The organism is Nitrosomonas ureae, from assembly GCF_900206265.1.
Lineage (GTDB): Bacteria > Pseudomonadota > Gammaproteobacteria > Burkholderiales > Nitrosomonadaceae > Nitrosomonas > Nitrosomonas ureae_C.
Genome location: NZ_LT907782.1, coordinates 211,366 through 238,247 on the forward strand (window position 1 = coordinate 211,366; position 26,882 = coordinate 238,247).

The following is a 26,882-nucleotide window of genomic DNA, read 5'->3' on the forward strand; positions in this document are numbered from 1 at the left end:
AGACTATCAACATTACCATTACTAATAATCATATGGTTATTGGTGATAAAAGCATCAATTATTAACTGGCTTATATAATAATATGTATTCGTAGCCCCTGTGTTACTTGAGCGGGGAAAATATAATGACGCGTTTATGATTTGTTCTTAATACCTTAGCCTTTGTCTCTAATAGTCGTTTCGTTTATATAGGATATCTGTAATGATATCGATCTCCTGTTCCACAATGATCAACAGCATTGGGCTAGTAATGGATATTGTAGGTGTGCTTATTCTCTGGAGATATGGGTTGCCAGAGTCACTGAGTCGCGAAGGACATATTTTCATTATTACAGACCAAATAGATCAAAATGAAAGGGATAAGGCAGCATCTTATGATCGGTGGTCTAAATTTGGACTGTTTCTGCTCATCGCAGGGTTTGTGTTTCAGTTAGTTAGTAACTTTGTATAGTTAAGCCAGTATCTAACAAGTTGTTCAAGGTTGTCATTGTAGAAACAAGTAGCTTTCATTACATAATCTAAATATTAAACTGAAACCATGATAAACCAATACCAGCGAAGTTCAATACAAAACAAAATTTAAAAGAAAGATTTTTGTTAGGTTTGATCGGAGTGAATGTTTCTCTAGCGTCCTTTTAAAGCATTAATTGCAACTGGGTCTCCTTGTTTCGCAGCCATTTGCAACCAATAAATTCCTGACTGAATGTTCTTCTGAACTCCTTTTCCTTCTAAATATAAGAATCCCAAGTTACGCTGGGCAATGGCATCATGTTTTTCAGCGGCTTTTGCTGTCCACTTATATCCCTCATTAAAATCTTTTGGAACCCCCTCTCCCTGAATATAGGCGAGCCCAAGGTTTGTTTGAGCGGGCACATCTCCACCATGCGCAGCTTTTTTCAACCAAAAGATTGATTCTTTTAGGTCTTTTGTAAATCCCTCTCCTCTATAATACATATTGGAAAAATTACGTTGAGCCACAATGTGTCCTTGGTCCGCAGCTTTAGCGTACCAATATGCCGCCTTTTGCAAGTCTTTTGCCAATCCATTCATCCCACCCTGATACCACATACCGATAGTTACCTGCATGGCAGAGTCACCATGTTCAGCAGATTTCAATATATGAGAGACTGATTTAGGATCAACCTTAATAAAATACTCTGCGTTGCTATTATTCATAAATACACCAAATATTAAAGAAAGAAATATTGTGATTCTTTGAATCATTACTAACCTCATTTTATGTTTCAAATAGAATAAATTAACAAACAATAAATAAAAACTATTTAGAGTTAGAACAATGCTATTTGTTAAAATTAACACAAAATGGTGTCAGACACAGAATGAAGAATTATCATTTTTTATAAAATGGAAAGGAGTAATCATAGGGGCAGAGTCGATTGCTATTAGCAAGCGTTTTTTAAATATTATTTGTCTGAATGGATTGTTTAATCAAAGACTCAGCAGGAATACCCAGTTCTTGGTGTAGTTTCCAGATCATTTTGAGTATTAGAGAACGTTTATGATTGAGTATTTCATACGCACGATTATTCTTTCCAATCATTGGCTCCAGGTCTTTAACGGTTAAACCTTTCTGTTCCATTTCAAATTTGATGGCTTCGACAGGATTGGGTAGGTCGAGTGGGAAGTGTTTGCGCTCATAAGCTTCGATCAGTGTCACCAGAACATCCAGTTTCTCACCCTTCGGTGTGTTGGGTTCAGCTGCCATCAGTGATTCTATTTCTTCTAGTACTTCGCGGTAATCGGCATCGGTGTTGATGGGTTTGATGTTCATGTCAGATTGTTTCCAGTGTTAAATCGTTTGTGCGTCGGTTCGGTCCTATTAGCGCAGGTCGTACCAGACCCTTCGGCCGCTGCCATGTTGACGCAGCGTGCCGCGCTCTACCAGTGCACGGAAATGCTGCTTGAGCGTGTTGCGGCCGGCCCCGGTCAGTTTGGTGGCCTCACCAATGGTGACGCGGCCGTGCTCGCGGGTGAATTCGACGATCTGTAGCTGTAGTTCAGGCATGGCAGCCAGCACGATCTTCTCACGCTCGACCTTCTTCTCCAGGCGCCGAACCTGTTCGGCTAAGGCGCGGAGGAAAAACATGAGCCAAGGCTGCCAGTTCGGTGAGTTGGTGCGGATCGTGCCCTGCGTCTGGCGCAGTGCCAGGTAATAGGCTTCCTTGCTCTGTTCGACCACACTTTCCAGCGAGCTGTAAGGCACGTAGACGTAGCCGGCCTGCAGGAGCAGCAACGTAGTCAGCACGCGGGAGAGCCGCCCGTTGCCGTCCTGGAATGGGTGGATCTCCAGGAAAACGACGATGCATAGGGCAATGACCAGCAGTGGATGCCAGAACGTTTTTCAAAGTACTAATAGCAATTGCGCAACACGGAGTACAATTTCCTACATAAGCGCATTGATTGTTTCCGAGCCATAATCTTACCGAGGTCATTAATGAATTTTTTGCGACTAAATTTTTGGATGATATGTCTATGGGCGTGGTTTTACATACCGTTGGTATCGGCCAACGATATCGCATGCGAGCAAACCGGTGCGGCACGTATCTGGATTTCGCCGCTGTCTCCTCAAGCCGGTCAACCGGTCAAAATCATGGCTGTGTCAATTGACGGCCCGCTATCGGAATTGATTCTGATGGATTCACGGGACCAGCTAATACCGTTGCAATTCCGGCAGCGCGGTGGGCCGCCCTGGAGTTTAACCGCAAACTTGGGAAACCTGGATAGCGGCCTCTATCGCATCATCGCAACCCGGAATAATCAACAAACTGGATGCCGTTCGATGGTCATTGGCGAAGCCGCTGCCCAGGAAAAACCGGAGACATGGAATCTGGCCACCGAAGCCTTTTATTCTGCCTGGATCGAGGAATTATTCGGCGCGCCGCCAGAGGAAAATTTCAGTTTCAATTCTCTGGAACCGGTATTGCGCAACAATGATCGCAATTTTCTTCACAATTATCTGGGGCTTAATGAAGACAGCAACCTGCCACTGATGCCGGACTGCGCGGATCTGCCCTACACGTTGCGCGCATATTTCGCTTGGAAGATCGGCCTGCCGATGGCTTTTCGCGCATGCGGACGCGGCTCGGCCAAAGCACCGCCGAGTTGCGGCACGCCCACCATCGTCAGCGAATTCACTCGTGGTGTGCAGTCACAAACCAATTTCCGCAAGCGCTACCGGCAACTGGCCGATACCGTACATTCCGGCTCGATGCGAACCGGTCTCACCGCTGATAATACCGACTGGTACCCGGTTCCACTCAGCCGCGAAACATTATGGCCGGGTACCGTGTATGCCGATCCCTATGGCCATATTTTGGTATTGGCCGAATGGGTGCCGCAAACAGCCGATCGACCCGGCATGCTGCTGGCGGTCGACGCCCAACCGGATAACTCGGTGGCACGTAAGCGCGTATGGGAAGGCACGATGCTATTTGCCAATACGGAGAATGCCGGGCCCGGTTTTAAAGCATTCCGCCCGGTCGTACTGTCCGCATCGGGCACAGGGCGCATGCTGTCGAATCAGGAATTGAGTGACCATCCTGATTTTATGCCCTTTTCTTTGGAACAGGACTATCTTACACCCGATGATTTCTATGCGCAGCTAACGCAGTTGATCAATCCGCAGGGATTGGATCCTCTACAAGCGTACGAAGCCATGCTGACGGCGCTGGTGGAGCAAGTGGAAACCCGCGTCAATTCAGTGCAAAACGGTGAAATGTATTTCCACAAAAATCCGCGCGGCACAATTGCGATGCCCAGCGGCGCAGCAATTTTTCAAACGATCGGTCCTTGGGAAAATTATTCGACACCATCGCGCGATATGCGCTTGATCATTGCGATCAATGTGTTGAGCGGACTTCCTGAAAAAATCGTGCGCCATCCGGAATTATTCGTGCTGAGCGGCCAAAGCCCGGAACAAGCCAAGACCATGATCGAGCGGTATCACGCCGAGCGCGCCCAGGAACGCAGCATCCGTTATATTCGTTCGGATGGCAGCGAATGGGAATTGACCATCGCTGAGGTACTGGCGCGCAGGCCTAATTTCGAAATCGCTTACAATCCCAACGACTGCGCCGAGATACGCTGGGGTGCGCAATCGAATACCGAGGAGTATGCGACTTGCCGCCGTCAAGCACCTGCAGAACAACGCGCTCGGATGGCGCAATACCGCGTGTGGTTTCGGGAAACTCGCAGACCAGTACCTTGAAGACAGCCCCGCTCCGGATAGCAAGGCATTATCGCATTCCTTTGATCAGCAACAATATAGGCAGTAATTTTGCTGATACTATGGCATAGTGAAAGACGTTCAAATTTTATCAACAAGGAGATATTAAAATGGCTGACAAATCCATCCCTCAAAGATTACAAGAGGAGCTTACCAATCTGCAATCGGTCGTTGACGAAGTTAAATTGCAAATGCATCTCGGGTCTAAGGAAATACAAGATAAACTACAGCCGCATCTGGAAGAACTCGAGCAGGAATTAAGTCAGGCCAAAGAAAAATGGGAGGCTTTTGAAAGCAGTTCGGAAAGCGCATGGGAGGATATTCAAACCGGCTTGAGAAAATCGTTCAAATCGATGGAGCAAGCGTTTGAAAGAGCGAAAAAGCACTTTCCGCCAAAATGAAATTTTTCAAACAAGAGCAGTTGCAAGGCCTGTTCGGCCAGATCATCAAGCGCATTATGAATGCATTGACTCACTTGGCGAAGACGGCATGATTTGTCTGGCTGAAATAGAAACAGCTAAGGAGAATCTTCTTCCTCATGTTTCAATTATATTTATTCAAAATAGAAGCGCTTTAACTTCGATCACTAATACTTATGCTTCGAGTGCTTTTTAGCGGCCTGTCAGGAAATATGTTTTAATCCTGCAGCGCTCAGCAAATACCAGACCAACCAGCAATCATATGACCAGGCAATGCTTCGACAAAGCAAAAGCGCTAATCGACGCAGCGAATTGTGAGGATCCGAACCGCGAAACCAGCGAAGGGAAGGATTGGCCGAAAGAATTGCTTTACTCGCGCCGCATGTCTGAAATGCTCGAACGCTATGCACCCGATGCCGATGATGTCATGAAACTGGCGGTGAGTGCTCAGCACATCCAACGCTGGAAATCGCCACGCAGCGATTATCCGATGGATCGAAAGGGGTATCATCAATGGCGTGCCGAGTTAAACAAATTTCATGCCGACACCGTTGCCGATTTGCTCGCTAAAGCTGGATATGAAAATACATTCATTGCACGCGTAACCCTGGCCGTTGGCAAGAAATCACTTAAAACCAATCCGGATACACAGTTATTGGAGGATGTTGCCGGACTGGTTTTCTTGGAACATTATCTGCTCGACTTTGCTGGCAGGCACCCTGAATACGACGAACAGAAGTGGCTCGATATCATTCGTAGAATTTGGAATAAGATGTCCGCTCAAGCGCATCAATTCGTACTCGCAGGACACATCAAATTACCGGATTCACTGGCGACGCTGATCAAGCAAGCGGTATCCGAATAAATCACGATTCTGTAATAATGGATAGAAAAGTTGTTTGATGTAGTTCAGACGGCCTGTTGAAAAACCCCTGATACAGTCGGATCGGCATCGCAAGTTCTTCTGATGGTTAATGACTATGTGCAATCGGCGTGTTGACTACTTCTTCGATTTCCATCATGCCTAAGTCTTCGTGATCTAGAATGTGGCAATGCATGACAAATTTACCGGTGTAGGTCTGATAGTGCGTATATACATTGGTCACTGCCGGACCTTGTACCAACAACGTATCTTTCCAAACCATTTGCGGCTTACCGTCCGGACCTATTCTCTGCCACTGGAATGGATTGATATGAATATGAAATACGTGCGGTAACGGCGGAATAGCACCAGGTACTGCAGCCGGGTCACCAACGGTCGTGAGCGACCACATATCGACAGCGCCTAACTCCAATTGACGTACATGGTCGGGATTGAAAGCGCGGTAATTGACTTGGAAATAATTTTTTTTGCCTGACATGTCCTGACCGAGCTTGAACGCAACTTCCTGCACGCCTACAGCTTGTTTACTCAAATCGAGATTGCCAAAGGGCGCCAGCGCAGCCATTTCCTCGTTGGTTGGCAAAGCCATGTCGTTGGTTTCGTCAACGACTTTCAGAATGGCCAGTAAATTTTCCGGTTCATCAGCTTGCCGTAGCGATTTCAATCTAGAGGTCGGCTGATCGATGATGCGATATTCTCCAGGCTTCATGCTGGCTTTAATCAAGACGTCGCTACGGTAGCCTGGCTGCAGATCGATCGGCGTTCCTGCTTTCCAGGTATCAATACGCCCTAGGTAATTACCGTCCAAAGCGATTTCATGTAAATCATGCTTCTCAACCGCGAATGCGATGGATTCACGAAAAGCGGTATCGATCAAACGCCAGCGTTGTACTTCGCCGCGTTTCATGGTGATGACCGGAACGATCTGGCCATTGATAGTGATACGCCGTTGCGAGCAAGGCCATGTGCCCTTGTTGGTGGCAGTGCTGCAATCTTTCGGATTGGGTGTGGATGGGCCAGGGAACAGGCTGGTGACATTGTTCAGTTCGCCTTTCTGATTGTATAAAATCGTTTGCAGTACGAAGATTTTTTCGTTGGTATTGGCGGCCAACAGCGCTTCCGGCGTGGTACTTGGATTATCCTCGATTACAATGGCGCCGGCCATGCCGCTGCCAACCTGAATCGATGTCGAGCCATGTGCGTGGGCATGATACCAATAGGAGCCGATCGGATGGTCTTTCGGCAATGTCACTTCATAAGGGAAATTACTTTGCGGCGAAATGGCGAGCAGTACATTGTCGCTGTTACCGGTGGGTGATACGTGTAAGCCGTGGAAGTGTACGTTGGTGGTATTGAAAGACGCCGGAATGGTATCCAGATAAGCGTTTTGGTTCTCCTGATCGAATTGTGCCTGAATTTCATTGGGTGATTCTTTCGGTAACCGGTTTTTCAACAGCAAATTGACGATATCACCTTGCTTGACACGCAATGTCGGTCCCACCAGTTTTCCTTCATAGGTGCGCAGTTTCACGCCGCAACCTGCGATGCTGGTGGTTTTTGGGTCGGTATATTGTACGGTCAGTACAGTTTCGAGCCTTCCATTTTGTGCGTGCAGATCGGGTGGATTCTGGAACGGTTGCTTGCCGTATTTTTCAATATCGATTGGTTCGTAGGCACAATGAGGATGATTTTTTCCCGCCGAGGTAAAAGAACTACCAAGCAGTAAAGTGGACATGATCAATAAATTCAGTAGGTATTTTTTTGACAAAATTTGCATAGCTTTTCCTTTACTTGAAAATTCTACTGTATTACACCTTTAATATTGGGGAGGATTACCTTGGGAGCAACATAGCTGTTTGTAAAACGTAGCATAATCGTAATGTGCATCGTTTCAACCTGCGCAACTTGGTTACACAGGTTGAAACAGTATGACATTGCTTTTATGGTTTACTAGTCACGATGGGGCTGGCGTTGAGGAAACCCCAAATGAAGTCTGTTTGCATTACCATCAGGTTGGGACGGCTGTTGTTATCGTTGTAGAACCAGAACGGATTAGGGATACCGTGATGACTGCGTGCATAGCCAAAGTCGGTCAAATTACGCTCAAACACTGATAATGCAAGAAAATTAGCTGAGCCATCGCCATTCAGTGCCGCACCTGCTCTTGCGTGACAACTAATACAACTCGAACCATCCATAAAACCAGCTTCGGTTACCGAATTACCCAATAGCGTCGATTGACCCATTGAGTTAACAAACTCCACTTGCGAACCTTTGAGGCGGAAGTTGCGCCACGCAATATCCTCCGGATCAGGTTCAATCTGACTCGTGCTGCTGCCGTCGCCAATATTTAATTGAGTTAGCAGCTTGTCCCATTCCGGGCGAATTTTTTCCAACGGATAACTTTTGTCAGAATTGAAAACGATACTGGGAGAGTTCAATTGATCGCTATGTTGATTGGGTTTGGTGTAATTATCCGCAGTGCCAGCTGGGCGATTCTTATCGCTGCTTGCATAACCGTAAGCATCATTGCAGCCAGTGATATCACAACGACCTGGCAGGCTAATATGCTCGAAGGTGGTCCATACCCAGTTGGGAATATCTTTAGAAGAAATATGGAATGCCACTAGGTGATGAATCCCTTCCAAATTGCAAGTGAGGGATGATTTGCTGATACCGAGCGCTTGAAGATCAATCTGTGTCTGTAATAATTTGCTGATGTATTGCTTGGGGTCCTCCGGCAATCCAAGTGCAACAGCAAGATCATGATGCAGCCAGTTACTCTTGATCATGATGGCATCTGGGGGTAAGTCTATGCGCGACAACGCACCGGGCTTCCCGTCCTGAGACGAATGATTGGCTAAATGATAAGGTGCTTCTGTTTGCAGATTTTTCTGATTAATCTTAAATACATCTATTACGCCGTTGGCATTATATAAATTATTGGTGAAAAGGTAATCATGAAATACCTTATTGCGAATGGTCAGTTCAGCATTTGTCTGTCGAATGACGCGACCTGTACTTTCTGCATCGGATGGATTAAATTTCTTTAGGATAGCGGGTATCAGATCCTTAGTTTTACCATCGACAGATACCGCAGAACAGGAAGATATCGGTGCATCTGTTGCTTTCTTCATTGACTTCAATTTAACCATACGACCGAGGGGATTAAGTACGTCATGGAAGGGTAGACGGGTATCGCGCTGTAAAGCAGGATCGCGCGCCTGCACTTGCGCTTCCTCTGTCAAAGCATCAGTCAGACTTTTGAGTTTAGCGGCGTGCTGAACCCCTGGATAAACTGGACAATGATCGAGATCGTTGTTTGTTGATCCAGGTTGACAACAATGATCTTTACCAGGGGCTTGTCCAGACTGACAGAGTGCATAGGGCTGTGCTGGCCAATTGTCGTTCTCATCAGCCCAGTTTGACCAGAATTTAGCCTGAACTGCTTCGGCAAATAGTTTCCAGGAAAACATATCCGGACAAGTCATGGCAGCATTGCTTAGTATCTTGCCTGTATTGCTATTAATGGTAAGCAATTCACCATCTTTAACAATCATTGAACAGTATTCAGCATCCTTAATACCGGCCTGAAAATACAAAATTGAATCTACACTTGTAGGTTTATAGTCATCCGCATGGACAGATTGAATGCTACTCAAGGTAATGCCAATCAGAATAATAAACAGTAAATGAGAGCGCAGGATCATAGTGTTTCTTCCAATTAATAAGGAGGGATAAAAAGTTACTGAAGGATCGTAAAAGAAAATCTGTATCGGTATCTCTCAGAAAAAAGCGCTTTAAACGACCTTAATCGCTACTATCCTCATCTAAAAATGTGCTATTAGGTGTCAAAAATCAACATGCAATAAAAAACCCGCTATTACGCGGGTTTTAGGATTGTGTTAGATGTTCTCGGATGTTTAAATGGGAGGGCGGGAATCGAACCTTGGTCTAGTTCTAATAAATCAGTCATTTAGTTTTAACCTCTGTTATTTTTGTGTCTTTTTCAAAGTAATTTTGTAGATTTGAGAGTTGCAAGTACAATATTTAAAACAAGTCTAAACTCATTTATTAAGGCTATCAATAGTCTTGCTACATATAATCACATGCTTATTCTTGGTAAAAGCATTCATTTTCTATTAGCTTAACAACAAATGTACTTTTAGCCCTACGTGTTACTTCGAGGAAAAACCAAAGAAGTTATTTATTAGTGTAACTTTTTATTATAACTCTATATAAAAAAGAATAAAATTTAGGTGAACGTAGTCAAGTTAGGTGATATTGCGTTCCAGATTCTGAGACATTTTTTTCTTAAACAATAATTGAGCGTTACTAAATGGGACAAATGACGCTTTCTGAGGAATTACATATGATCTATACGCCGCAATCACTGCTTGCCACCATTCGTGAGGGTAAAATTATCAAAAATCTTTCGGAACGCGAGTTGAAAACACCAGAAGGAGTGGGATTCGATCTACGACTTGCATCGATTTCTGTTGTAGGCAATGGTCGTGGAAGTCTGAAGGTTTCAACACGACGCACACCTGATAGTGAGTCAATTAAACTAAGCAATAATTGTTGGTTTCTCGAACCAGGGAAAACATACCTTGCCAGTACTATCGAGGAATTTAACCTTTCACCTGATTTAGCAGCAGTATTCTTTCCAAGGAGCACCCTTTTTAGAAGTGGCGTTGCCTTTCACTCCAGCGTTTTGCCGCCCGGCTACGTTGGCCCAATGACTTTTGCTTTGACTAATTACCATCAAGAACCTTTTGAGATAGAGTATGAGGCTCGATTCGCGCACGTTATATTTCATTCTGTTGTTGGTGATGTTGAAATGTACAAAGGACAGTGGCAGGGCGGACGCATCTCGCAACCACACGATGAAGAGCAAGTCTAATGACCGTATTGCAAATCAAGGATCGTACAACGAGTTGCCAAGAGGATTTCAATGAATATGCTCTGTCAAGTAATAGTTTTATCTTTACTACGGCATCAGAGTCTAATATAGAAGAATTTTCAATTGAGCTAACACTTGGTGAAGGATGGAATGACAAGTACTCGCCTTTCGACAAAAAACTTAGTCGAATTTCTGACGACGGAATCACGATACCTGGACATGGTTCTATAGTTGTTGAAGTTCACGATGAAATTAGGGTTCCGCACAATAGATATGGAATTGTTCTGCCAACCGGCAGTCTTTTTCTCTCAAGGGGAATTCTTATCGCCTCAGCAAAAGTCGAACCTGCGTTCGTTGGAAAGCTAAAACTGAGGATGTTCAATACGACGTCTAAGAGGATTTCGTTAAAGAAGGGTGAAAAGGTTGGTTCCATAATCTTCTTCTCTACTGAATCCACCAAAATCCAAAACTTTATTTATCGAACAAGCGAGATATCGACAACACCGATGTCACGATCCGCTGGATTGAAGAAATGGCTCGCTAGCAACAAGCCGTTGTGGATAGGATGGATTATTACAGTAATTTCAAGTTCATCATTAGCATTTGTGCTGACGTACACGCTGTTCTATAAGCCAATGCTTGAAATGAATAAATTTTCTCTTGAACAAAAACAACAATATCCACAAGAACAAAATATTGAAATGAATAATCCTTCTCCCGAGCAAATGAAACAAAACTTACAAGAGCAGAATGGTTAGGTGAAGATGAAATGATTGTAATCGAAAAAAACCTTGAGTATCTCGCAGCTCAGTATTCTATATGCGATAAGTCATTAGTTGACGACTATTCTTTAAAAATTCAAATGGGTAGTTTTTACTATGAACCTTGTGATTCAAAACACGAAAGCACAATTGTCTACGGCCATTCTCCAGATCCAGCCAGCTTGTTTTCACAAAAGAAGGAGATAGCTCAAAACCTATCGCTCCCTCCTGGTTTTCACGTCATTGCATGCAGCAAACATCAGTACAAAATCCCTTTGGATTATTTGGGACTGGTGCAAACAAAAGGGACACTTGCAAGACTTTTTGTTCAAGCAACATGTAATGATGGTCAAGTGGAACCAGGCTTCCATGGATATATTACACTTGAAATTTTAAACATGTCTCGTTGGACTGTAGAGATACCAGAAGCTAGCGATATTGCCCAAATGTATTTGATTAAATGTAGTAGCCCCGCATTGCAGCCCTACCATGGCCGCTATGCTACCCAGTCCAAAGAAGGTCCCACAGTAGCGATATTTAAAAAGTAGCTTTACCGCGCTTAGCTTTTCAGGCACAACCTGTCATTCGAGTGGGACTTCAAAAATGCTGCACATTTGACTCCCTCTCAATTCAACGTTGCATATATAAATATTAAATTGAAATTTTAAAAAGCCAGTCTTAGATTTATCCAATCTGCTGACCTAAGATGGGCAAGAATTTATCTTTAAACTTAGATTTATTTCTGAGGAATCCATCGCCCATAAACCTTGATTATCATCCCCCAATCTTTATGCCCCATTTGATGTGCAACCCACATGTAGTGCTCGCCACTAGATAGCATCATGGATGCAAAAGTGTGGCGGGTCTGATAGGGGGTGCGGTATTTCATAAGTCGGTGTCAGGTCCCGAATGAAGAATTATCATTTTTTATCAAGCAAGAAGTGTTTGCGCTCGTATGCTTCAATCAGTGTAACCAGAGCATCCAGTTTCTTGCCTTCCGGCGTGTTGAAATCTGCTGTCAGCAGTGATTCTATTTCTTTTAGTGCTTCGCGATAATCGGCATCTGTTTTGATGGGTTTGATGTTCATATAGGTTGTGTCAAGTGTTAAATCGTTTATCCATCAATTTGACCATAGCTTACATCAATGAAGTTGAGCCGATTGATAATCAATAGACTTGAACATACTAATATTAATATGCTTATTTATTGTAATATACCAATAAATATTATAATTCAATATTGATGTTTGCAATTTTGCATGGAGGTGGTTATGCCTGTACAAAAGAATACGAGTGTGACATTGGGCGAACATTTCGAGAAATTTCTGGCGAACCAAATTGAAACGGGGCGCTATGGTTCGGCCAGTGAAGCCATACGAGCGGGGTTACGTTTGCTTGAAGAGCGTGAAACCAAATTAGAAATATTGCGCCAAGCTTTGATTGAAGGCGAACAGAGCGGCTCATCCAACTATTCTTTGCAAAGAATTCTGGATGAATTGGAAAGTGAAGATTAGATGGGATCATTTATCCTCACTCAAAAGGCAAGAACTGATATGCGTTTAATTGGACGTTACATATGTAAAGAATTTGGAAAGGTACAGCAAAGAAATTATTTAAGGCAGCTTGATCTGGCTTTTTATGATCTCGCTGACGAGCCGGAACTAGGCCATATATGCGATGATATCAGTAATGGGTACCATAAATATGGTGTTGGTAAACATTTAATTTTTTATCACTATAAAGAAAAAGATCAAATCGAGATTGTGCGTATTCTCCATGGTCGCATTGATATTGAGCAGCATTTATAAGTTAGTTCATTTTGATTGCGGAATCCATCGGCCATAAACTTTGATGATCATACTCCAATCTTTGTGTCCCATTTGCTGAGCAACCCAGAGAGGTTTCTCACCCCTTGAAAGCAGTGTTGATGCGAAAGTGTGCCGGGTTTGGTAAGGGTTGCGGTATTTTATGCCTGTTTTTTTCAGTGCCACAATCCAAACATTCTTGCGGATCGGTTGATCGTTTCTCCAGGGTTGATTGGTTTTCGGGTTATGGAATACGGTTTCATTCTGCTTTTTTGTAAATATTTGCTGATTAAGCAGGGCTTCTTTGGCTTGCGGTTGTAGTGTAACTTCTCGTTTTCCCGACTTTGTTTTTGTGTCTTTCAGTTGACCGCGTACATGAGCTTGTTTGATAAATATGCGGTTTTGTTCAAACTCAATATGTTGCCAGCGTAAAGCGATGAGTTCGGAAGTTCTCAATCCAGAATAAAATGCAAATTGGATCAGGTTTTTTTCCTGGCCTGTCAGTTCGTTTAAAATTTTGTTGATTTCATCTTGTGTGAAGGGTTCAGGTTCACGTGTTTTGTTTGGAAGATTTTTGACCCGAGTCAGTGGGTTTCTGTCTATGATTTCATCAAGGTAGAGCTCTTCAAACATTTGACGAAGCGGGGTTAGGATGTTGCTTTTGCGTTTGTTGGAGCAGGGCAGCTCAGATAGCCATTCTTTCACTTTGCTGGCAGTCAGTTCGGAAATAGTGAGATTGCCAAAGGTTGGTATTAAATGATGATAGATGGCGCTGTTATAGTCCTGCAGTGTGCTTAATTGCAGTTTTGCTTGGTTGCGTTGCAGCCAGCTGATCAGGGCTTCTTTGATTGTGTAAAGATCAGGACGATTTTTTCTGAATTCTTTGGCTTTCTTGCTGTACGGAAAATGCCGGTTGTAATCGAAAGTGCCGGTCTTGATTTCGTACTTGATGGATTGCAGCTTAAGCGCGAGTTCTTTTTGCGCGGTTTTGGTTGGCGGAATGGGTATTGACTCGCGACAGCGAACACCTTGATAGGTGAATGCTATCTGGGCACTATTGCCACGAATTGTTATGCCTCTTTGCCTTCTATCCATGCGTATGCTGCTTTAACTTTGATGAAGATTCGTCCATTTGGCGCTTTTATCCAATGAATTTTCTCTCTCAATTGTCCTTTCTTTTTATATTGGCGAATAGCTTCTGAGGTAAGGCCTGTAAGTTCAGCAAATTTGTCAATGGTGACGAGGTCGAAATGATTCATTTTTTCTCCTCTTCAACATTGCCGGCGATATGCTTGGTGACGTGTTTTTCGACTTCCCCTTGATTCTCGATCAAGCCTTTATCTTCGACTTTGCGCTTGCCCATCACTACAGCCCAGAAACTGCCTAGTTTTTGTGAGATGGCATAACCGACGCTTTTGGTTTCGCTGTATCCAGTTGTTTCTGGACATACATCCTGGAAACTAAGGCCTAGAATTTTTTCATAGCGGCGATAGGTCAAAGGATTATGAAGTATTTTCAGCACGCGCCAGCCGAAGTATTGCCCCATGATCAAAGCGCCTAATGCGCTTTCCAATGTCGTGCCAACACCCCGGAATTCCTTGATGTTCTTTAAAATAATTTGCTCTTGTTCCTCGCTGAGGTTTAGATCAAATAGTTTTCTTTGATTGGTTTCCATAATAAATAGTGACTATGAGAGTATATAGTGATTCTTATAGTACGCTATTTATTTCCACAGTAAATAGTATAAATGTCCTGTTAATCTAAAATCGTTACTTGGTTTTGAAATTCCTCTTTTGTGAATTGGCGCATCTCGTCATGAAATTTGATGACAATCTCAATTTGATCGTTAAGCGTTAATACGCCGCAAATGTGACCGATTTGCGTGATGCTGTATTTTTTTCCGGGTTCAGGTGTATCCTGCTTTAGAACAGCAAGCCGGTAGATTAAGGAAACCGCTTCTTCAAGATTAAATGTATTCATAGTATTTATATTTTTAATTTTTTTAGTGTTGAGTTGGGTTTTCATGATTAACCTTTTGAGGATGAAAAGGGGTTGGTACAGTTATTGATACAAGTCCAAGAGAAACAGCTCCGGCGTGACATTGCGTGCGCTCGGCTTGCGCCTCGCTCCTTAATGTCACGTCCTCGCTGTCGACTTTGAAAAGCATCCAAACATGTTTGCGTGTGCTATAGCTCGATCCTTTCCAAAGTATTCCGGATACGCGCAATGGAGCAGAATCGCCATAACGTCCCGTTGCCGGGGAATATACTTCACCATTCATTGGATTTAATCGTTTGCTCTCATCGTAGAAAGGTTTGATGGCATGTGAACGATGCGGCGCTTCAGGGTTTCCCATCGCCAGCATGAAAGCTGCCCAATCGCTGGCAGTTGCAGATTGACGGATGGATTCAAGCTCCGGATCGTCGGCTTTGTCGAGTTTTCTTAATTGACGCCATACGGTCACGCTCGGGCCGCCGATTTGCTGAAACTGACGAATACCCCAGGTATTGGCCCATGCGGTAATGCGCTCGGCTGCTTTTACAGCATCATTGCCGTACAAATCCTGATCAAGTGCGAAGCCGTCGATATTCTTGGAGATGTATTTGGCAATGTAACCAACGGCCGTGCCTTTCGCTGGATCAATCGCTTCCGATTTGAAGCGGCGTTCTTGCGCTCCGGGTTCGTTGCCATTATCGAGAAGGGCGTAATGACGCATGACTTTTCTCACAGCTTCGCGGTGTTTTTCAGGCATGAATAATAGTAAGTGCCAATGCGGGGTGCCGTCGTGATGCGGTTCAACTACACGGAAGCCATAGGGTTGAATGCCCTGACGATGCAATTCAGCGCGAATCAATGACCAAATATGGGTAAGGTATTCGTGCGCTTGTAAAACGCTGGTGCCGTCATAGCGTGGATGGGTTACGCCATGATGCAGACAAGCATGCATGCGTGAAGGGGTGGTGACCGTATAGAATTCGCCTACATGCCCAAGATGATCGGCCACCATTTCAAAACCTCTGATACGTGTCATCAATTCAGCACGGCGAATTGCTGGATTAGATACCGAACGATCGGCTAGGGTCTGCAGGGAAAAAATCTCGCCGTTCTGGTTATTTACAAAATTCGTGGCCAGATACAAACGATTTCTTTCCTTTTGTTTGCGCTTAGCGTGAATGGTGTAGTCGCTGGCATACGTGCCACGCAGGCGGCTGACCAATTCAATATTTCTGGCAATGGTTTCAATCTTTCGCAGTCGCAATATCTTGATTCTGCGAAACCACCAGTGATGACAGCACATCCGGTTTAGTGCCGGTTCCAGTTTATCGCCTTTGATGGATGGCCGCTTGACTTGATAATGATCGACTATGCGCAAACAGGCTTGATAGGCATCAGAAGGGGATTTTGCGCGGTTGCGTGCCAGATAACATTTTTCTGCATAACGCTTGGCGGCATTGAGCAATTCTTCATGATCTGCGCATAGATTCAGATCTTCAATGCGCAGCTGATTATAAATATCTTGCAGTTCATTGTTTGCTTGCTCAAAGCTGGAACGTTCAGCCGTTTTGATGTATTGCGCCGCCAAGTCTCCCGCAATCGGGGAAAGCTCGCTGAAAATATGGCGCCGCATGCGACGGCAATTTTCTGTTCCATAGGCTGCGGTGTGATTATCGGCAAAAACGACTTGTGCCAATTTTGTGTCATTTTTGTGCCACAACCGAGGCCTTTGGAGACCTACCGAGACTAATGGGGTATTTGTGAGACCGGTACTAAGACCCTGTTTTATATGGGTCTTAGTTGGTCTAAGGTGGTCTGAGTTAGACCGGAAGTTGGTGGAGACGGCGGGAATCGAACCCGCGTCCGCAAGCCCTCTACAGACAGTTCTACATACTTAGCCATGTTATTTAGTTTGACCTGGCAACCGCCAACCGGCAGGCTGATGACAGGCGAGTCACCTTGCGTTTAACGTTCTATAAAGTAACCCTATAAAACGCGATCCTCGTTAGTAACTCTGCTGTCTGTTGCCAGACCCGGCGTTGAGGCCCATCGGTGCAGAGGCTAGCCGAATTAAGCGGCTAAAGCGTAGTTTTCGTCGTTTGCGACTATTGTTTTCAGATGGATTTACGAGGTAATCTGATCCTCGGTATGCCCTGCGCTGCTTTGCAACCCACGTCGAAACCAGATCGTCCCCGGTATTCGTTTTGGTAGTGCTTAGGATGGTGATGAAATCTAAAAGTTCAAGTTCTGCGTCGATATTCTAACAGAATTAATAAGTATTTCTTTACAGATGAACCAGCAATTCTTCGGGGTGATCGATCAGGTGATGCGCACCCCAGGTTTCCGGTGCTTGATCAATGCCAAGATAGCCATAGCGTGCAACGATGGGTTGCATGCCGGCTGCCAGACTGGCTTGAACATCGCGAATGTCGTCTCCTAAATAAATGCAGCGAGCAGGGGAAATGGTCATTTTGTTGCTGGCTGCCAGGAGTGGTCCAGGGTGAGGTTTGGAATGGGTGGTTTCGTCGCCACATATGATACAGGCAACTCGCTGTCCTAACCCAAGTGTTTGGATGAGTGGATGTGCAAAACGAGCAGGTTTGTTGGTGACAATGCCCCATGGTATATTCATCATTTCCATTTGATTCAACAACGCTTCTACGCCCGGAAACAAACAAGTGTCGTGACACAGACGTTGGGTATAAAAATCCAGAAATTCATCGCGCATGAATTCATAGCCCTCATCGCCTGGTTTGATATTAAAGCCGAGCCCTAGCAATCCTCGTGACCCAGCGGACGCCAACGGACGGATCTGTTCAATGGGGAGTTCGGATAAGCCTCGTGCAGTGCGCTGCCGGTTTAAGGCGTGACCAAGATCAGGCGCAGTGTCGGCCAAGGTTCCGTCAAAATCAAAGAGAACAGCTTCAATCATTAAAGTACGCTTGCTGAGGCTAATGGAAGTTAGCTGCGGTAAGCCATGATGTAGTTGACATCGGTATCCTCTTCCAATGCATAAATTTTTGTGATGGGATTGTATGTCATACCAATCAGTTTTTCATCGGCCAGACCGGCATTACGTGCCATGCGAGCTAACTCGGAAGGTTTGATGAATTTTGCGTACTCATGTGTGCCGCGAGGTAATAGATTTAAAATATATTCCGCGCCAATAATGGCAAACAGGTAGGATTTCGGGTTGCGATTGATGGTTGAGAAAAATACCCAGCCATTGGGTTTGGCTAATTCCGCGCATGCCCGAATAACGCTCATTGGATCGGGCACATGCTCAAGCATTTCCATGCAAGTGACAATATCATAATGCTGTGGTTTTTCTTGCGCCAATGATTCCACGGTAATTTTGCGGTAATCAACGTCATAGCCGCTTTCCAACAGATGCAGCTTAGCAACCTTGAGCGCTTTATCGCTAAGATCAATGCCGGTGACATGTGCGCCCATCGATGCCATGCCTTCGGATAGAATACCGCCGCCACAACCGACATCCAGTATGGTTTTTCCCATTAATCCATTGGTCAGATCATTAATGTAGTTAAGACGCAATGGATTGATTTCATGTAAGGGTTTAAATTCACTGTGCGGATCCCACCAGCGGTGAGCAAGTTGGCTGAATTTTTCAAGCTCCAGCGGATCCGCGTTGATACCGTCATTTTCCATATGTGCTCCTTTAAAGCAATTGTTGTGACGTTGCTGCGATACGTTCTTGCCACATGGTTGCGCGATAGTGCAGCTCAGCTTGGTTAAGCGTCGTCAATTCTTTATCTTCAAGCAGTATTCTACCATTTACCCACACATGGCTCACGTGTTCGCGGCTAGCAGCGTAGACTAAATGTGAAACGGGATCATAGCAAGGAGTAAGGTTAAGATGAGAGAAATTAATAGCTGTTATATCAGCTGCTTTGCCAATGGTTAATGAGCCGGTGGATTCACCTAATCCTAGAGCATTAGCGCCGTTCAGGGTGGCCATTCGTAGCACTTGATGCGCGGGGAGGGTGTCAGCCCGACCACTATTTGCTTTAGCCAGCAATGCTGCGAGACGCATTTCTTCAAACATATCCAAACGATTATTGCTGGCTGCGCCGTCTGTACCCAGACCGATATTGACGCCTTGATTGACTAACGGTGGAATGGGCGCAAATCCGCTGGCCAATTTCATGTTCGATGAAGGGCAGTGAGCAATGCTGCAATTATATTGATGTAATAGTTTAATTTCATGATCGTTCAGATGCACCATGTGCACGGCAATTAAATTGGGACTGAGCAATCCTAATTGTTGTATACGCTCTAAGGGTCTTACGCCGCTAGATTCCATGCTAATTCGAATTTCATCCTGCGTTTCGTGCAAATGGATATGAATCGGTGCATCCAGTTGTTCTGCATAAGTCAAAATGCTGCCGAAGGTTTTGTCGCTGACAGTATAAGGCGCGTGAGGTGCGAAGCAGAACGATAACAGCGGATTATATTGATACTTGTCGCGCAATTCCAATCCTTTGGCCAGATAATCATCTGCATCGCTGGCATAAGCTGTTGGGAAATCAATGACAATCATACCGATAGCAGCGCGCATCCCTGAGCTTGTCGCAGCTTGCGCACAGGATTCAGGGAAAAAATACATGTCATTAAAGCAAGTGATGCCTCCTTTGATCATCTCGGCACAGGCAAGCTGGGTACCATCCAGTACAAATTGCGCGTTAACATACTGATTCTCTGCCGGCCAGATATGTTTATTGAGCCATTCCATCAGGGGTAAATCATCAGCAAGTCCTCGCATGAGAGTCATGGCGGCATGAGTGTGCAGGTTGATCAATCCCGGAATCAGTGCATGATCGTTTAGAGTGAATGTTTGTTGTGGTTGGTAACGCTGGCTGGCTTCGGCAATCGGAAGGATATTTTTGATGATGCCGTGATCAATTGCAATGGCATATTGATTTAATACAATTTTAGCGGGCTCAATAGGAATGATCCATTTCGCTTCAATTAGTGTATCAATTTCTTCCCGATTACTCATTTGCTGGTAATAAGAAAAAAGCCCTGCGGAACATGCAGGGCTTTTTTAGTAAGAATAAAAAAATAATTTGGCTTATCGGGTGCCTGCTACTTCAATTTCAACCCGGCGATCGGGTGCTAAACACTCAATCAACGCTTTGGATTTTCTTTCACCGGCACAACTGCTGCCTGTTACCGGATTGGCTTCGCCTTTACCATCAACAAAGATGAGGCTTGGATCTATACCTCTTGATACCAGATGCGATTTTACCGATTCGGCGCGACGTAGCGAGAGTGCTTTGTTGTATTCATCTGATCCAATGCGATCAGCATAGCCTACAGCAATAATAAGGTCATATTTTACACCCTCTATGCCTGTAACAAATTCATTTAGAGATTGAATGCCATTGGGTTTTAATTTAGAGCTATCAAAATCAAATAACGCATCGGCAGAAAAGGTGATTTTTTCAGGTGCCGTTTTAACAGGCACTGGTGCAGGTGCTTCCGCAACTACTTCTGGTTTCTTGACCAGATCCGGATCACATTCATGAATGGCCATGGCCGGGGTCCAGTAGCTGGTGCGCCAGCATAATCCGGTTGAATTTCTTGCCACCTCACCACGGCCATCAATACCGTAAGCTTGCGGCTTAGTTGCTGCGGTATCTGTCGCCGATTGATCTGTATTTGCTTCTTGTGCCAAGACAGCACCAGAAAACATTGCTGGTATAAGAACCATTCCAATAAGAGTATTTTTGGCTGATATTTTTTTCATGATGTTGTCCTTTTAGTGAAAACTGTGTTTCTGAGAATTCTATCGGCAATGCAAATAAATGCTTTACCATTACAATTGAAAGTCTTTGCTATTCTACTACTTCGAGCTAATTAGTGTTCTATTATCAGTTTGTTTGTATATTATCGCAAATTAATATGTTGTTTAATTACAACAAAGCTGCGTTGTGCATTAAAGTGAAATGAATGAATTAATATGCTTAAGTAATAGAAATCATATGGTTTTTATATTAATAATCGAATCCGCGTTTCACTGAAAAGAGAAATATTTCTTTGTTTCATTTGTTATTGTGGCAATTAAGCCAAAACAGGTGGGTTCGGAGTTATTCGAAATATACTATCGATCGGGCCATTCAAACTGTGCGATCTTGCGATTAGTTCATTAGTTAAGTGATTTATTATGCGATTATTAGGTGATTATAGGAATTTACTGATATGGTCGATGTGACGGAGCAGGTAACTTTGTCCACACAAAATCTGTATCGTAATTTCGGACATTGCATTGCGGTATGTGATGTTAACTTGCAATTAAGGCGAGGGGAAGTATTAGGGTTACTCGGACCTAATGGTGCAGGTAAAAGCACCACCATGCGCATGTTGACGGGAAATCTTGCGCCAAGCAGCGGCAGTATAGAAATCTGTGGCATTGACTTATTGAGTAAGCCGTTAGAAGCCAAGCTGCGTTTAGGTTATCTGCCTGAGATTCCACCGCTTTATTTCGATATGACAGTCAACGAATATTTATTGCTGGTTGCTCGATTACATCGTGTTAACAAACAAGTTATGCAGATTGTATTGAAAAATGTAAAGCAACGCTGTGGCTTACGAGATCAGGGGAAGTATTTGATCGGAACGTTATCCAAGGGCTTCCAGCAGCGGGTTGGTATTGCGCAAGCGATTATACACAACCCGGACGTGATTATATTGGATGAGCCTACGGTTGGTCTTGATCCTAATCAAATACAAGAAATAAGACTATTAATTAGAGAATTGGGTACAACGAGCAGTGTTATTTTATCAACGCATATTTTGCCTGAAATTGAAAATGTTTGTGACAGAGTTCAAATCATGCATAAAGGAGCAGTAGTTTTTGATAAAACCATGATCGAGTTGCGACAACAGGATGCGAGTTTGGAAGAAATATTTACGCAGCTTACACGATCATGAATAAACAGAGATATTTGCCATGCTAGCAACTATTATCCGTAAAGAATTAAGTATGCTGTTTATTTCTCCTTTGGCCTGGATATTGCTTGCGTTAATCCAACTCGTGTTTGCAGGTTTCTTTTTGATGCGATTGGATGCTTTCCTTGAAATACAATCACAATTACTGCAGGTGATCAATTCTCCGGGAATTACGGAAGTTGTTATTTCTCCTAGCTTTGCATTAGCAGCAATTATTTTATTGATGATAACACCGATATTATCGATGCGTTTACTGGCTGAAGAACGCCGTAACCATACCCTGACCTTACTTATTTCTGCGCCTGTTTCTATTATCGATATCGTATTGGGTAAGTTTCTCAGCATAATGATTTTTTTTGCGCTCGTGATTATGCTGATAATTGCGTTATCCATATCATTGCGGATAGGAGGCACGTTGGATTTGGGCTTGTTACTCAGCAATGCCATAGGATTGCTTTTGCTGACTGCATGCTTCTGTGCGCTAGGCCTTTATATTTCAAGTTTAACGGTACAACCGGTGATTGCTGCAATTGGTTCTTTGGGCATGTTATTGGGGTTGTGGATGATTGATCTGATTGCAAATGAGACAGATGGTTGGATGCACTATATCTCTTTGCTGAAGCATTTCAGATATTTTAATCAGGGTTTGATTGATACCTTAAGTATCGCTTATTTTATATTGTTTATCGTGACCTTCTTGGTATTGACAATTCGTCATCTGGATCGAGAACGTTTACATGGATAAATGAACGATACGTGTGACGATCATGCTGAATAAAAAATTACGGTGGCATTACCGGATACAGAATGGCGTATTTGTTATCCTGTTATTATTATTGATCGCAATGCTTGGTTTTGTCGCGGCGCAATATCGTTTTCAATGGGATATCAGCCAGAATGGACGTAATAGTCTGAGTGAAACCAGCATTGAAATTCTACAAAAACTGCATGCCCCAATCCTAGTTACGGCTTATGCAACTGAACAACATGCACAGTTAGGTGATATACGAAAAATTATTACCGATTTTTTTGCGCTTTATCAGAGAGTAAAACCGGATCTTTCTCTAACGTTTGTTGATCCGGTCGAACAGCCTGTACTGACACAACAAGCTGGTGTGAAGGTCAATGGTGAATTGGTAATCAAATATAACCAAAGGACTGAGCATCTTACTACTATTAATGAACAAGCATTCTCTAATGCTTTGATGCGCCTGGCACGAGCAGAAGATAAATTGATCGTTACATTGAGCGGTCATGGAGAGCGCCGGTTAGAGGGGGATGCTAATTACGATTTAGGTGAATTCGGCAAACACCTTCATACCAATGGTTTTCGTCGTCAAGCAACAAATCTTGCAATTGAGCAGGATATGCCCATGAATGCAAACCTACTGTTGATTGCCTCACCTCAGACTGATTTGCTGCCGGGAGAGGTCGATAAGCTCCTGAATTATATTGACCAAGGTGGCAATTTGTTATGGCTGGTTGACCAGGAATCACTACGTGGATTATTGCCGTTGACGGAAAAATTGCGTTTAACGCTTACGCCCGGCGTTGTGATTGATCCTCAAGCTGGTCAACTTAAAGCACCGATTACATTTTCCCTGGGTGCAATTTATGGGCGGCATGCAATAACGAATAATTTTAATTATATTACGGTATTTCCTTATGCGCGTCAGATTACAATAAATGAAAATGAAGATTGGAGTAGCGTTGCATTGGTTGAAGTAGCTCAACAAGGATGGATCGAAACCGGTGATCTGAATGGAAGCATTACGTTTGATCAAGCGACTGATGTGCCTGGTCCGATCACTATAGCGGTTGCATTGACACGCAATATCAAGGATCGTGAACAACGTATTGTCGTTGTTGGCAGTGGACACTTTCTCGCCAATACGTATTTGGGAAATGGGAGCAATCTGGATTTTGGCATTAATCTGGTTAATTGGTTGACCGATGATGAAGAATTAATGGTGATACAGCCACGTGCAACGATTGATAGCAGCATGATTTTGAGTGAATCTGAACTTACTTGGATTGCCGTGGGGTTTCTTATATTACTACCAACCTTTTTCTTGGCATCCGGTTTTTTTATTTGGTGGCATCGTAGAAGAATAGCAAAATGACGCACCACTCCCGTTTAAATCTGATTATGCTGATTACTATCGGCGGATTAGCGATATTTCTCTACTTTAGACCACAATCTGCTGCGATTCAGCAATATCCTATTTCTACCACTACTGCTGATGCAGTACAGAGCTTACGCATCCTGAATAAACATCAAGAAATTGTTCTCAAGCACTCGAATAATCAATGGCACTTGAGAGAGCCCATAGAAGCACGCGCGGATGAGGAAAAAATCGGAAAAATTCTGGAAATTTTAATGGCAAGTAGTTATCAGCGTCTTGCATTGGAAGATCTGGAGCGTTTTGGTCTGGATCAACCTTATCTTCAACTGCATGCAGATAATGAATATTTTGGTTTTGGCGGATTTTCACCGACAACCAATCAGCAATATCTTGCGACCAATAATTTTGCTTACTTGATTTCACCCCGTTATGCGCTGGCACTTCCGTTAACTGTCAGCGATCTGATTAGCCCCGAATTGCTAGTGCCCGACGAAATTCCTGTCAGGTTTGAAATGGAGCAATGGACAGCAGAATTTCAAAATGGCGAATGGCGTATAAGCAAACAATATTCTGACGATGGGTTTGGTAATGAAATACTGACAAAGTGGATTCAATTGTGGCAAACTGCTCGTGCTGAAGCACTGAAATTAGAGAATGAGCTTGATTCTGATTGGATCGAAACGGGTGTTATTCGAATCAGCCTGCAAAGTGGAAAAGTAATAGATTTTAAGATTCTACAAAATAAATATTCACTCGTGCTGTTGCGCATGGCAGAAGGGATTGGTTATCAGTTTCCGGCTAAATTGGGACAGCGGTTAATTAGTCCTCGTGCTATAGTGCTGAACCAATAAATTTCTGAACACTGATGCCGGAATTACCAGAAGTTGAGACAACAGGTCGTGGTATTGCCCCGCATCTGACTGGTCAAGTGATTGCAAACGTAATTATTCGTAATTCGATGTTACGTTGGCCTATACCGGAAAATTTACCTGCATTATTGCCGGGATTGACGATTCAAACAGTGACGCGTCGGGCTAAATATTTACTGTTGGATTGCGGTAAAGGAGTGCTGATTCTTCATTTGGGTATGTCAGGCAGTTTACGTATTTTATTGCCAGAATTAATACAATTACCGGAATTCCCGCGTAAGCATGATCATTTTGATTTAATTCTTAATAATCAAACTGTACTCAGACTGCATGATCCGCGTCGCTTTGGTGCCGTGTTATGGTATGTAGGGAATATTGCGCAGCATCCGCTTCTGATGAACTTGGGTCCGGAGCCGTTGACAGCAGATTTTAGTGCGCAATATTTATTTAGAGAAACCAGGGGATTGCGAACGTGTATCAAGCAAGCTCTGATGAATAGTCGTATAGTAGTGGGTATTGGTAATATTTACGCAAATGAAGCTTTGTATTTAGCCGGAATCAATCCTAAAGTAACCGCTGGTAGAATCGGAATAGGGCGTTATGAAAAGTTGGTTCAAGCGGTCAAGCATACTTTGCAGTTGGCAATAGAAGCTGGGGGTAGCAGTTTGCGTGATTTTGTGCACAGTGATGGAGCCCGGGGGTATTTTCAACAGCAATATTGGGTTTATGGGCGTAGTGATAAACGATGCAAGCAATGTTCAAATATAATCAAGCAGATTAAGCAAGGCCAGCGTTCCAGTTTTTACTGTTCAGGCTGTCAGCATTGAAGAAGATTACAACTCGAATCGAGTTGTAAATCTTTTGCGAGAGTTATCTGACCGAATAAATTTCAGGAGCTTGTTCCCATCTTATTGGATTGAAGGAATTTTTTAATATGCAGGTTCTTTCTTTTTATTGATGAATCAATCAACTAATTACAATGTTATGAATATTACATTCATTGGTGGCGGTAATATGGCCTCTGCATTAATCAGCGGATTGTTGCAACAAGGTTTTATAGCAGAGCAACTGTATGTGGTCGAAATTAATGTAGAAAACTGCGAAAAGCTAAAGCTTGAATTTGGTATTCTGGCTACGAGTGATCTTGCCGAGGGTGTGGCAAAGAGTGACGTTATTTTGTTATCTGTGAAACCCCAGCAATTACATGAGTTGACTCAGGATCTTCTGCCCTTGTTAAAGGATCAATTGTTAATATCGATTGCGGCCGGCATTCGTGCATCAGATATTATGCGTTGGCTGGGTGGTTATAAAAGAGTGGTGCGCGCTATGCCGAATACGCCCTCACTGGTGCGCTCAGGTGTTACGGGTCTTTATGCTGCTGCAAGTGTGAATGAATTGGATAGAAAAAATGCCGAGGCGATTTTAGCTGCGGTGGGTTCGACACTGTGGGTGGTAGAAGAAGAAATGTTACATGCAGTGACCGCAATTTCTGGGAGTGGCCCCGCCTATATTTTTTATTTTATTGAATCCATGCAGCAAGCAGGGATAGAATTAGGGTTAACACCGGTTCAAGCCAGACACCTCAGTTTGCAGACTTTCTTGGGTGCTAGTAAGTTAGCTAGTTTAAGTGATGAAGATGTGATTACGTTGCGCGCTCGGGTAACTTCAAAAGGTGGCACTACCGAACGGGCGATTCAAGCTATGGAAAAAAGTGATATTAAGCATAAGATCATGGTTGCTATTCATGCTGCAAGTGATCGTTCCCATGAAATGAGTGATGAGTTCGGTAGAAAATAAGGCTTAAGAAATCAATTGGCAATTGCTTAACAAGTCATTGAGAAGTGCTTTCTTTTTCTTCCCAACAGATCGATATAAAGCAAAAGCAGACAAAAAGAAAAATTTAT

The 26,882-nt window shown here is 43.7% G+C and carries 30 protein-coding genes, 1 other RNA gene and 2 pseudogenes; 15 read left to right on the forward strand and 18 right to left on the reverse strand.

What is annotated here, in order from left to right; genetic code table 11:
- Positions 1-623 precede the first annotated feature (623 nt).
- The 4 genes and pseudogenes from CPG39_RS00900 to CPG39_RS14975 all read right to left on the reverse strand — a co-directional run.
- On the reverse strand, positions 624-1,223 hold the full coding sequence (locus CPG39_RS00900) for a tetratricopeptide repeat protein (RefSeq protein WP_172424063.1): 600 nt from the start codon (positions 1,221-1,223) through the stop codon (positions 624-626).
- Positions 1,224-1,416: 193 nt separating this feature from the next.
- Positions 1,417-1,791: a helix-turn-helix domain-containing protein gene (locus tag CPG39_RS00905; RefSeq protein WP_096291624.1), complete on the reverse strand. Its 375-nt coding sequence runs from the start codon at positions 1,789-1,791 to the stop codon at positions 1,417-1,419.
- A gap of 48 nt (positions 1,792-1,839) precedes the next feature.
- Positions 1,840-2,265, reverse strand: a complete 426-nt coding sequence (locus CPG39_RS00910) for a DUF977 family protein (RefSeq protein ID WP_231990346.1) — start codon at positions 2,263-2,265, stop codon at positions 1,840-1,842.
- 27 nt (positions 2,266-2,292) lie between these two features.
- Positions 2,293-2,343 (reverse strand): annotated as a pseudogene (locus tag CPG39_RS14975) (hypothetical protein); the annotation flags it as partial.
- 111 nt (positions 2,344-2,454) lie between these two features.
- Here CPG39_RS14975 and CPG39_RS00915 point away from each other — a divergent pair.
- The 4 genes from CPG39_RS00915 to CPG39_RS00925 all read left to right on the forward strand — a co-directional run bounded on the left by CPG39_RS00915 (position 2,455) and on the right by CPG39_RS00925 (position 5,529).
- Complete coding sequence (locus CPG39_RS00915; RefSeq protein WP_096291625.1) at positions 2,455-4,227, forward strand: hypothetical protein; 1,773 nt, start codon at positions 2,455-2,457, stop codon at positions 4,225-4,227.
- A gap of 128 nt (positions 4,228-4,355) precedes the next feature.
- Positions 4,356-4,646, forward strand: coding sequence for a hypothetical protein (locus tag CPG39_RS00920; protein ID WP_013647348.1), 291 nt, complete (start codon positions 4,356-4,358; stop codon positions 4,644-4,646).
- Positions 4,612-4,860 carry a hypothetical protein gene (locus tag CPG39_RS14310; RefSeq protein WP_145956192.1) on the forward strand — a complete coding sequence of 83 codons (249 nt, stop codon included), beginning with the start codon at positions 4,612-4,614 and terminating at the stop codon, positions 4,858-4,860. Before CPG39_RS00920 ends, CPG39_RS14310 begins: the two co-directional genes overlap by 35 nt.
- Before the next feature lie 66 nt (positions 4,861-4,926).
- Positions 4,927-5,529: a DUF4202 domain-containing protein gene (locus CPG39_RS00925; protein ID WP_096291626.1), complete on the forward strand. Its 603-nt coding sequence runs from the start codon at positions 4,927-4,929 to the stop codon at positions 5,527-5,529.
- Between the two features lie 106 nt (positions 5,530-5,635).
- Here CPG39_RS00925 and CPG39_RS00930 read toward each other — a convergent pair whose 3' ends face one another.
- Together CPG39_RS00930 and CPG39_RS00935 are read right to left on the reverse strand one after the other, a co-directional pair.
- Entirely contained in the window at positions 5,636-7,324 is a 1,689-nt protein-coding gene (locus CPG39_RS00930) for a multicopper oxidase family protein (protein ID WP_096291627.1), read from the reverse strand.
- 163 nt (positions 7,325-7,487) lie between these two features.
- Positions 7,488-9,257, reverse strand: a complete 1,770-nt coding sequence (locus tag CPG39_RS00935; protein ID WP_096291628.1) for a hypothetical protein — start codon at positions 9,255-9,257, stop codon at positions 7,488-7,490.
- 629 nt (positions 9,258-9,886) lie between these two features.
- On the opposite strand from CPG39_RS00935, the gene CPG39_RS00940 reads away from it, so the two are divergent.
- The 3 genes from CPG39_RS00940 to CPG39_RS00950 are packed head-to-tail and all read left to right on the forward strand — an operon-like array spanning position 9,887 to position 11,759.
- Positions 9,887-10,450, forward strand: a complete 564-nt coding sequence (locus tag CPG39_RS00940; protein WP_197702890.1) for a dCTP deaminase — start codon at positions 9,887-9,889, stop codon at positions 10,448-10,450.
- The gene (locus CPG39_RS00945) at positions 10,450-11,208 is read left to right on the forward strand and encodes a dCTP deaminase domain-containing protein (protein WP_096291629.1); all 759 of its coding nucleotides are present in this window, start codon (positions 10,450-10,452) and stop codon (positions 11,206-11,208) included. The genes CPG39_RS00940 and CPG39_RS00945 overlap by 1 nt, the downstream gene beginning before the upstream one ends.
- Positions 11,209-11,219: 11 nt before the next feature.
- Positions 11,220-11,759 carry a dCTP deaminase domain-containing protein gene (locus CPG39_RS00950; RefSeq protein WP_096291630.1) on the forward strand — a complete coding sequence of 180 codons (540 nt, stop codon included), beginning with the start codon at positions 11,220-11,222 and terminating at the stop codon, positions 11,757-11,759.
- 188 nt (positions 11,760-11,947) lie between these two features.
- Here the strand turns inward: CPG39_RS00950 and CPG39_RS00955 are convergent, their stop codons facing one another.
- Together CPG39_RS00955 and CPG39_RS00960 are read right to left on the reverse strand one after the other, a co-directional pair.
- Positions 11,948-12,100, reverse strand: a complete 153-nt coding sequence (locus tag CPG39_RS00955; protein WP_231990347.1) for a hypothetical protein — start codon at positions 12,098-12,100, stop codon at positions 11,948-11,950.
- A 40-nt stretch (positions 12,101-12,140) separates the two neighbouring features.
- A pseudogene (locus CPG39_RS00960) lies at positions 12,141-12,299 on the reverse strand (transcriptional regulator); the annotation flags it as partial.
- Positions 12,300-12,482: 183 nt separating this feature from the next.
- On the opposite strand from CPG39_RS00960, the gene CPG39_RS00965 reads away from it, so the two are divergent.
- Positions 12,483-12,725: a type II toxin-antitoxin system ParD family antitoxin gene (locus tag CPG39_RS00965; RefSeq protein WP_096291631.1), complete on the forward strand. Its 243-nt coding sequence runs from the start codon at positions 12,483-12,485 to the stop codon at positions 12,723-12,725.
- Positions 12,726-13,019, forward strand: a complete 294-nt coding sequence (locus tag CPG39_RS00970; RefSeq protein ID WP_096291632.1) for a type II toxin-antitoxin system RelE/ParE family toxin — start codon at positions 12,726-12,728, stop codon at positions 13,017-13,019.
- A gap of 6 nt (positions 13,020-13,025) precedes the next feature.
- Here CPG39_RS00970 and CPG39_RS00975 read toward each other — a convergent pair whose 3' ends face one another.
- The 10 genes from CPG39_RS00975 to CPG39_RS01020 all read right to left on the reverse strand — a co-directional run bounded on the left by CPG39_RS00975 (position 13,026) and on the right by CPG39_RS01020 (position 20,781).
- Positions 13,026-14,111, reverse strand: a complete 1,086-nt coding sequence (locus CPG39_RS00975; protein WP_096291633.1) for a tyrosine-type recombinase/integrase — start codon at positions 14,109-14,111, stop codon at positions 13,026-13,028.
- A complete protein-coding gene (locus CPG39_RS00980; protein WP_096291634.1) occupies positions 14,087-14,275 on the reverse strand; it encodes a MerR family transcriptional regulator in 189 nt (62 codons plus the stop codon). The genes CPG39_RS00975 and CPG39_RS00980 overlap by 25 nt, the downstream gene beginning before the upstream one ends.
- Positions 14,272-14,691, reverse strand: coding sequence for a hypothetical protein (locus CPG39_RS00985; protein ID WP_096291635.1), 420 nt, complete (start codon positions 14,689-14,691; stop codon positions 14,272-14,274). Before CPG39_RS00985 ends, CPG39_RS00980 begins: the two co-directional genes overlap by 4 nt.
- Before the next feature lie 80 nt (positions 14,692-14,771).
- Positions 14,772-15,041 carry a hypothetical protein gene (locus CPG39_RS00990; protein ID WP_096291636.1) on the reverse strand — a complete coding sequence of 90 codons (270 nt, stop codon included), beginning with the start codon at positions 15,039-15,041 and terminating at the stop codon, positions 14,772-14,774.
- On the reverse strand, positions 15,019-16,707 hold the full coding sequence (locus tag CPG39_RS00995) for a replication endonuclease (protein WP_231990349.1): 1,689 nt from the start codon (positions 16,705-16,707) through the stop codon (positions 15,019-15,021). The genes CPG39_RS00990 and CPG39_RS00995 overlap by 23 nt, the downstream gene beginning before the upstream one ends.
- A gap of 137 nt (positions 16,708-16,844) precedes the next feature.
- Positions 16,845-17,205: a transfer-messenger RNA gene (gene ssrA / locus CPG39_RS01000) on the reverse strand.
- Between the two features lie 90 nt (positions 17,206-17,295).
- The gene (locus tag CPG39_RS01005; protein ID WP_096291637.1) at positions 17,296-17,943 is read right to left on the reverse strand and encodes an HAD family hydrolase; all 648 of its coding nucleotides are present in this window, start codon (positions 17,941-17,943) and stop codon (positions 17,296-17,298) included.
- 29 nt (positions 17,944-17,972) lie between these two features.
- The gene (ubiG, locus tag CPG39_RS01010; protein ID WP_096291638.1) at positions 17,973-18,680 is read right to left on the reverse strand and encodes a bifunctional 2-polyprenyl-6-hydroxyphenol methylase/3-demethylubiquinol 3-O-methyltransferase UbiG; all 708 of its coding nucleotides are present in this window, start codon (positions 18,678-18,680) and stop codon (positions 17,973-17,975) included.
- Positions 18,681-18,690: 10 nt separating this feature from the next.
- Positions 18,691-20,031 carry a TRZ/ATZ family hydrolase gene (locus CPG39_RS01015; protein WP_096291639.1) on the reverse strand — a complete coding sequence of 447 codons (1,341 nt, stop codon included), beginning with the start codon at positions 20,029-20,031 and terminating at the stop codon, positions 18,691-18,693.
- Between the two features lie 72 nt (positions 20,032-20,103).
- Positions 20,104-20,781, reverse strand: a complete 678-nt coding sequence (locus CPG39_RS01020) for an OmpA family protein (protein ID WP_096291640.1) — start codon at positions 20,779-20,781, stop codon at positions 20,104-20,106.
- A gap of 452 nt (positions 20,782-21,233) precedes the next feature.
- Between CPG39_RS01020 and CPG39_RS01025 the strand changes: the two genes are divergently transcribed.
- From CPG39_RS01025 to proC, 6 genes are all read left to right on the forward strand, one after another.
- Positions 21,234-21,965: an ABC transporter ATP-binding protein gene (locus tag CPG39_RS01025; protein WP_096291641.1), complete on the forward strand. Its 732-nt coding sequence runs from the start codon at positions 21,234-21,236 to the stop codon at positions 21,963-21,965.
- Between the two features lie 19 nt (positions 21,966-21,984).
- Positions 21,985-22,728 (forward strand): ABC transporter permease, encoded by a 744-nt coding sequence (locus CPG39_RS01030; RefSeq protein WP_096291642.1) that lies wholly within the window; start codon positions 21,985-21,987, stop codon positions 22,726-22,728.
- A 22-nt stretch (positions 22,729-22,750) separates the two neighbouring features.
- The gene (locus CPG39_RS01035) at positions 22,751-24,106 is read left to right on the forward strand and encodes a GldG family protein (RefSeq protein ID WP_096291643.1); all 1,356 of its coding nucleotides are present in this window, start codon (positions 22,751-22,753) and stop codon (positions 24,104-24,106) included.
- The gene (locus tag CPG39_RS01040) at positions 24,103-24,960 is read left to right on the forward strand and encodes a DUF4340 domain-containing protein (protein ID WP_096291644.1); all 858 of its coding nucleotides are present in this window, start codon (positions 24,103-24,105) and stop codon (positions 24,958-24,960) included. Before CPG39_RS01035 ends, CPG39_RS01040 begins: the two co-directional genes overlap by 4 nt.
- A 14-nt stretch (positions 24,961-24,974) precedes the next feature.
- A complete protein-coding gene (gene mutM, locus CPG39_RS01045) occupies positions 24,975-25,805 on the forward strand; it encodes a bifunctional DNA-formamidopyrimidine glycosylase/DNA-(apurinic or apyrimidinic site) lyase (protein WP_096291645.1) in 831 nt (276 codons plus the stop codon).
- Between the two features lie 157 nt (positions 25,806-25,962).
- Complete coding sequence (gene proC / locus CPG39_RS01050; RefSeq protein WP_096294213.1) at positions 25,963-26,775, forward strand: pyrroline-5-carboxylate reductase; 813 nt, start codon at positions 25,963-25,965, stop codon at positions 26,773-26,775.
- Positions 26,776-26,882: the final 107 nt, after the last annotated feature.

What these genes read in the sequence shown, in the direction of transcription:
- CPG39_RS00900 (WP_172424063.1), bottom strand. Translation starts at nt 1,223, where the DNA reads ATGATTCAAAGAATCACAATATTTCTTTCTTTAATATTTGGTGTATTT.
- CPG39_RS00905 (WP_096291624.1), bottom strand. Translation starts at nt 1,791, where the DNA reads ATGAACATCAAACCCATCAACACCGATGCCGATTACCGCGAAGTACTA.
- CPG39_RS00915 (WP_096291625.1), top strand. Translation starts at nt 2,455, where the DNA reads ATGAATTTTTTGCGACTAAATTTTTGGATGATATGTCTATGGGCGTGG.
- CPG39_RS00920 (WP_013647348.1), top strand. Translation starts at nt 4,356, where the DNA reads ATGGCTGACAAATCCATCCCTCAAAGATTACAAGAGGAGCTTACCAAT.
- CPG39_RS00925 (WP_096291626.1), top strand. Translation starts at nt 4,927, where the DNA reads ATGACCAGGCAATGCTTCGACAAAGCAAAAGCGCTAATCGACGCAGCG.
- CPG39_RS00930 (WP_096291627.1), bottom strand. Translation starts at nt 7,324, where the DNA reads ATGCAAATTTTGTCAAAAAAATACCTACTGAATTTATTGATCATGTCC.
- CPG39_RS00935 (WP_096291628.1), bottom strand. Translation starts at nt 9,257, where the DNA reads ATGATCCTGCGCTCTCATTTACTGTTTATTATTCTGATTGGCATTACC.
- CPG39_RS00940 (WP_197702890.1), top strand. Translation starts at nt 9,887, where the DNA reads ATGGGACAAATGACGCTTTCTGAGGAATTACATATGATCTATACGCCG.
- CPG39_RS00945 (WP_096291629.1), top strand. Translation starts at nt 10,450, where the DNA reads ATGACCGTATTGCAAATCAAGGATCGTACAACGAGTTGCCAAGAGGAT.
- CPG39_RS00950 (WP_096291630.1), top strand. Translation starts at nt 11,220, where the DNA reads ATGATTGTAATCGAAAAAAACCTTGAGTATCTCGCAGCTCAGTATTCT.
- CPG39_RS00955 (WP_231990347.1), bottom strand. Translation starts at nt 12,100, where the DNA reads ATGAAATACCGCACCCCCTATCAGACCCGCCACACTTTTGCATCCATG.
- CPG39_RS00965 (WP_096291631.1), top strand. Translation starts at nt 12,483, where the DNA reads ATGCCTGTACAAAAGAATACGAGTGTGACATTGGGCGAACATTTCGAG.
- CPG39_RS00970 (WP_096291632.1), top strand. Translation starts at nt 12,726, where the DNA reads ATGGGATCATTTATCCTCACTCAAAAGGCAAGAACTGATATGCGTTTA.
- CPG39_RS00975 (WP_096291633.1), bottom strand. Translation starts at nt 14,111, where the DNA reads ATGGATAGAAGGCAAAGAGGCATAACAATTCGTGGCAATAGTGCCCAG.
- CPG39_RS00980 (WP_096291634.1), bottom strand. Translation starts at nt 14,275, where the DNA reads ATGAATCATTTCGACCTCGTCACCATTGACAAATTTGCTGAACTTACA.
- CPG39_RS00985 (WP_096291635.1), bottom strand. Translation starts at nt 14,691, where the DNA reads ATGGAAACCAATCAAAGAAAACTATTTGATCTAAACCTCAGCGAGGAA.
- CPG39_RS00990 (WP_096291636.1), bottom strand. Translation starts at nt 15,041, where the DNA reads ATGAAAACCCAACTCAACACTAAAAAAATTAAAAATATAAATACTATG.
- CPG39_RS01005 (WP_096291637.1), bottom strand. Translation starts at nt 17,943, where the DNA reads ATGATTGAAGCTGTTCTCTTTGATTTTGACGGAACCTTGGCCGACACT.
- ubiG (WP_096291638.1), bottom strand. Translation starts at nt 18,680, where the DNA reads ATGGAAAATGACGGTATCAACGCGGATCCGCTGGAGCTTGAAAAATTC.
- CPG39_RS01015 (WP_096291639.1), bottom strand. Translation starts at nt 20,031, where the DNA reads ATGAGTAATCGGGAAGAAATTGATACACTAATTGAAGCGAAATGGATC.
- CPG39_RS01020 (WP_096291640.1), bottom strand. Translation starts at nt 20,781, where the DNA reads ATGAAAAAAATATCAGCCAAAAATACTCTTATTGGAATGGTTCTTATA.
- CPG39_RS01025 (WP_096291641.1), top strand. Translation starts at nt 21,234, where the DNA reads ATGGTCGATGTGACGGAGCAGGTAACTTTGTCCACACAAAATCTGTAT.
- CPG39_RS01030 (WP_096291642.1), top strand. Translation starts at nt 21,985, where the DNA reads ATGCTAGCAACTATTATCCGTAAAGAATTAAGTATGCTGTTTATTTCT.
- CPG39_RS01035 (WP_096291643.1), top strand. Translation starts at nt 22,751, where the DNA reads ATGCTGAATAAAAAATTACGGTGGCATTACCGGATACAGAATGGCGTA.
- CPG39_RS01040 (WP_096291644.1), top strand. Translation starts at nt 24,103, where the DNA reads ATGACGCACCACTCCCGTTTAAATCTGATTATGCTGATTACTATCGGC.
- mutM (WP_096291645.1), top strand. Translation starts at nt 24,975, where the DNA reads ATGCCGGAATTACCAGAAGTTGAGACAACAGGTCGTGGTATTGCCCCG.
- proC (WP_096294213.1), top strand. Translation starts at nt 25,963, where the DNA reads ATGAATATTACATTCATTGGTGGCGGTAATATGGCCTCTGCATTAATC.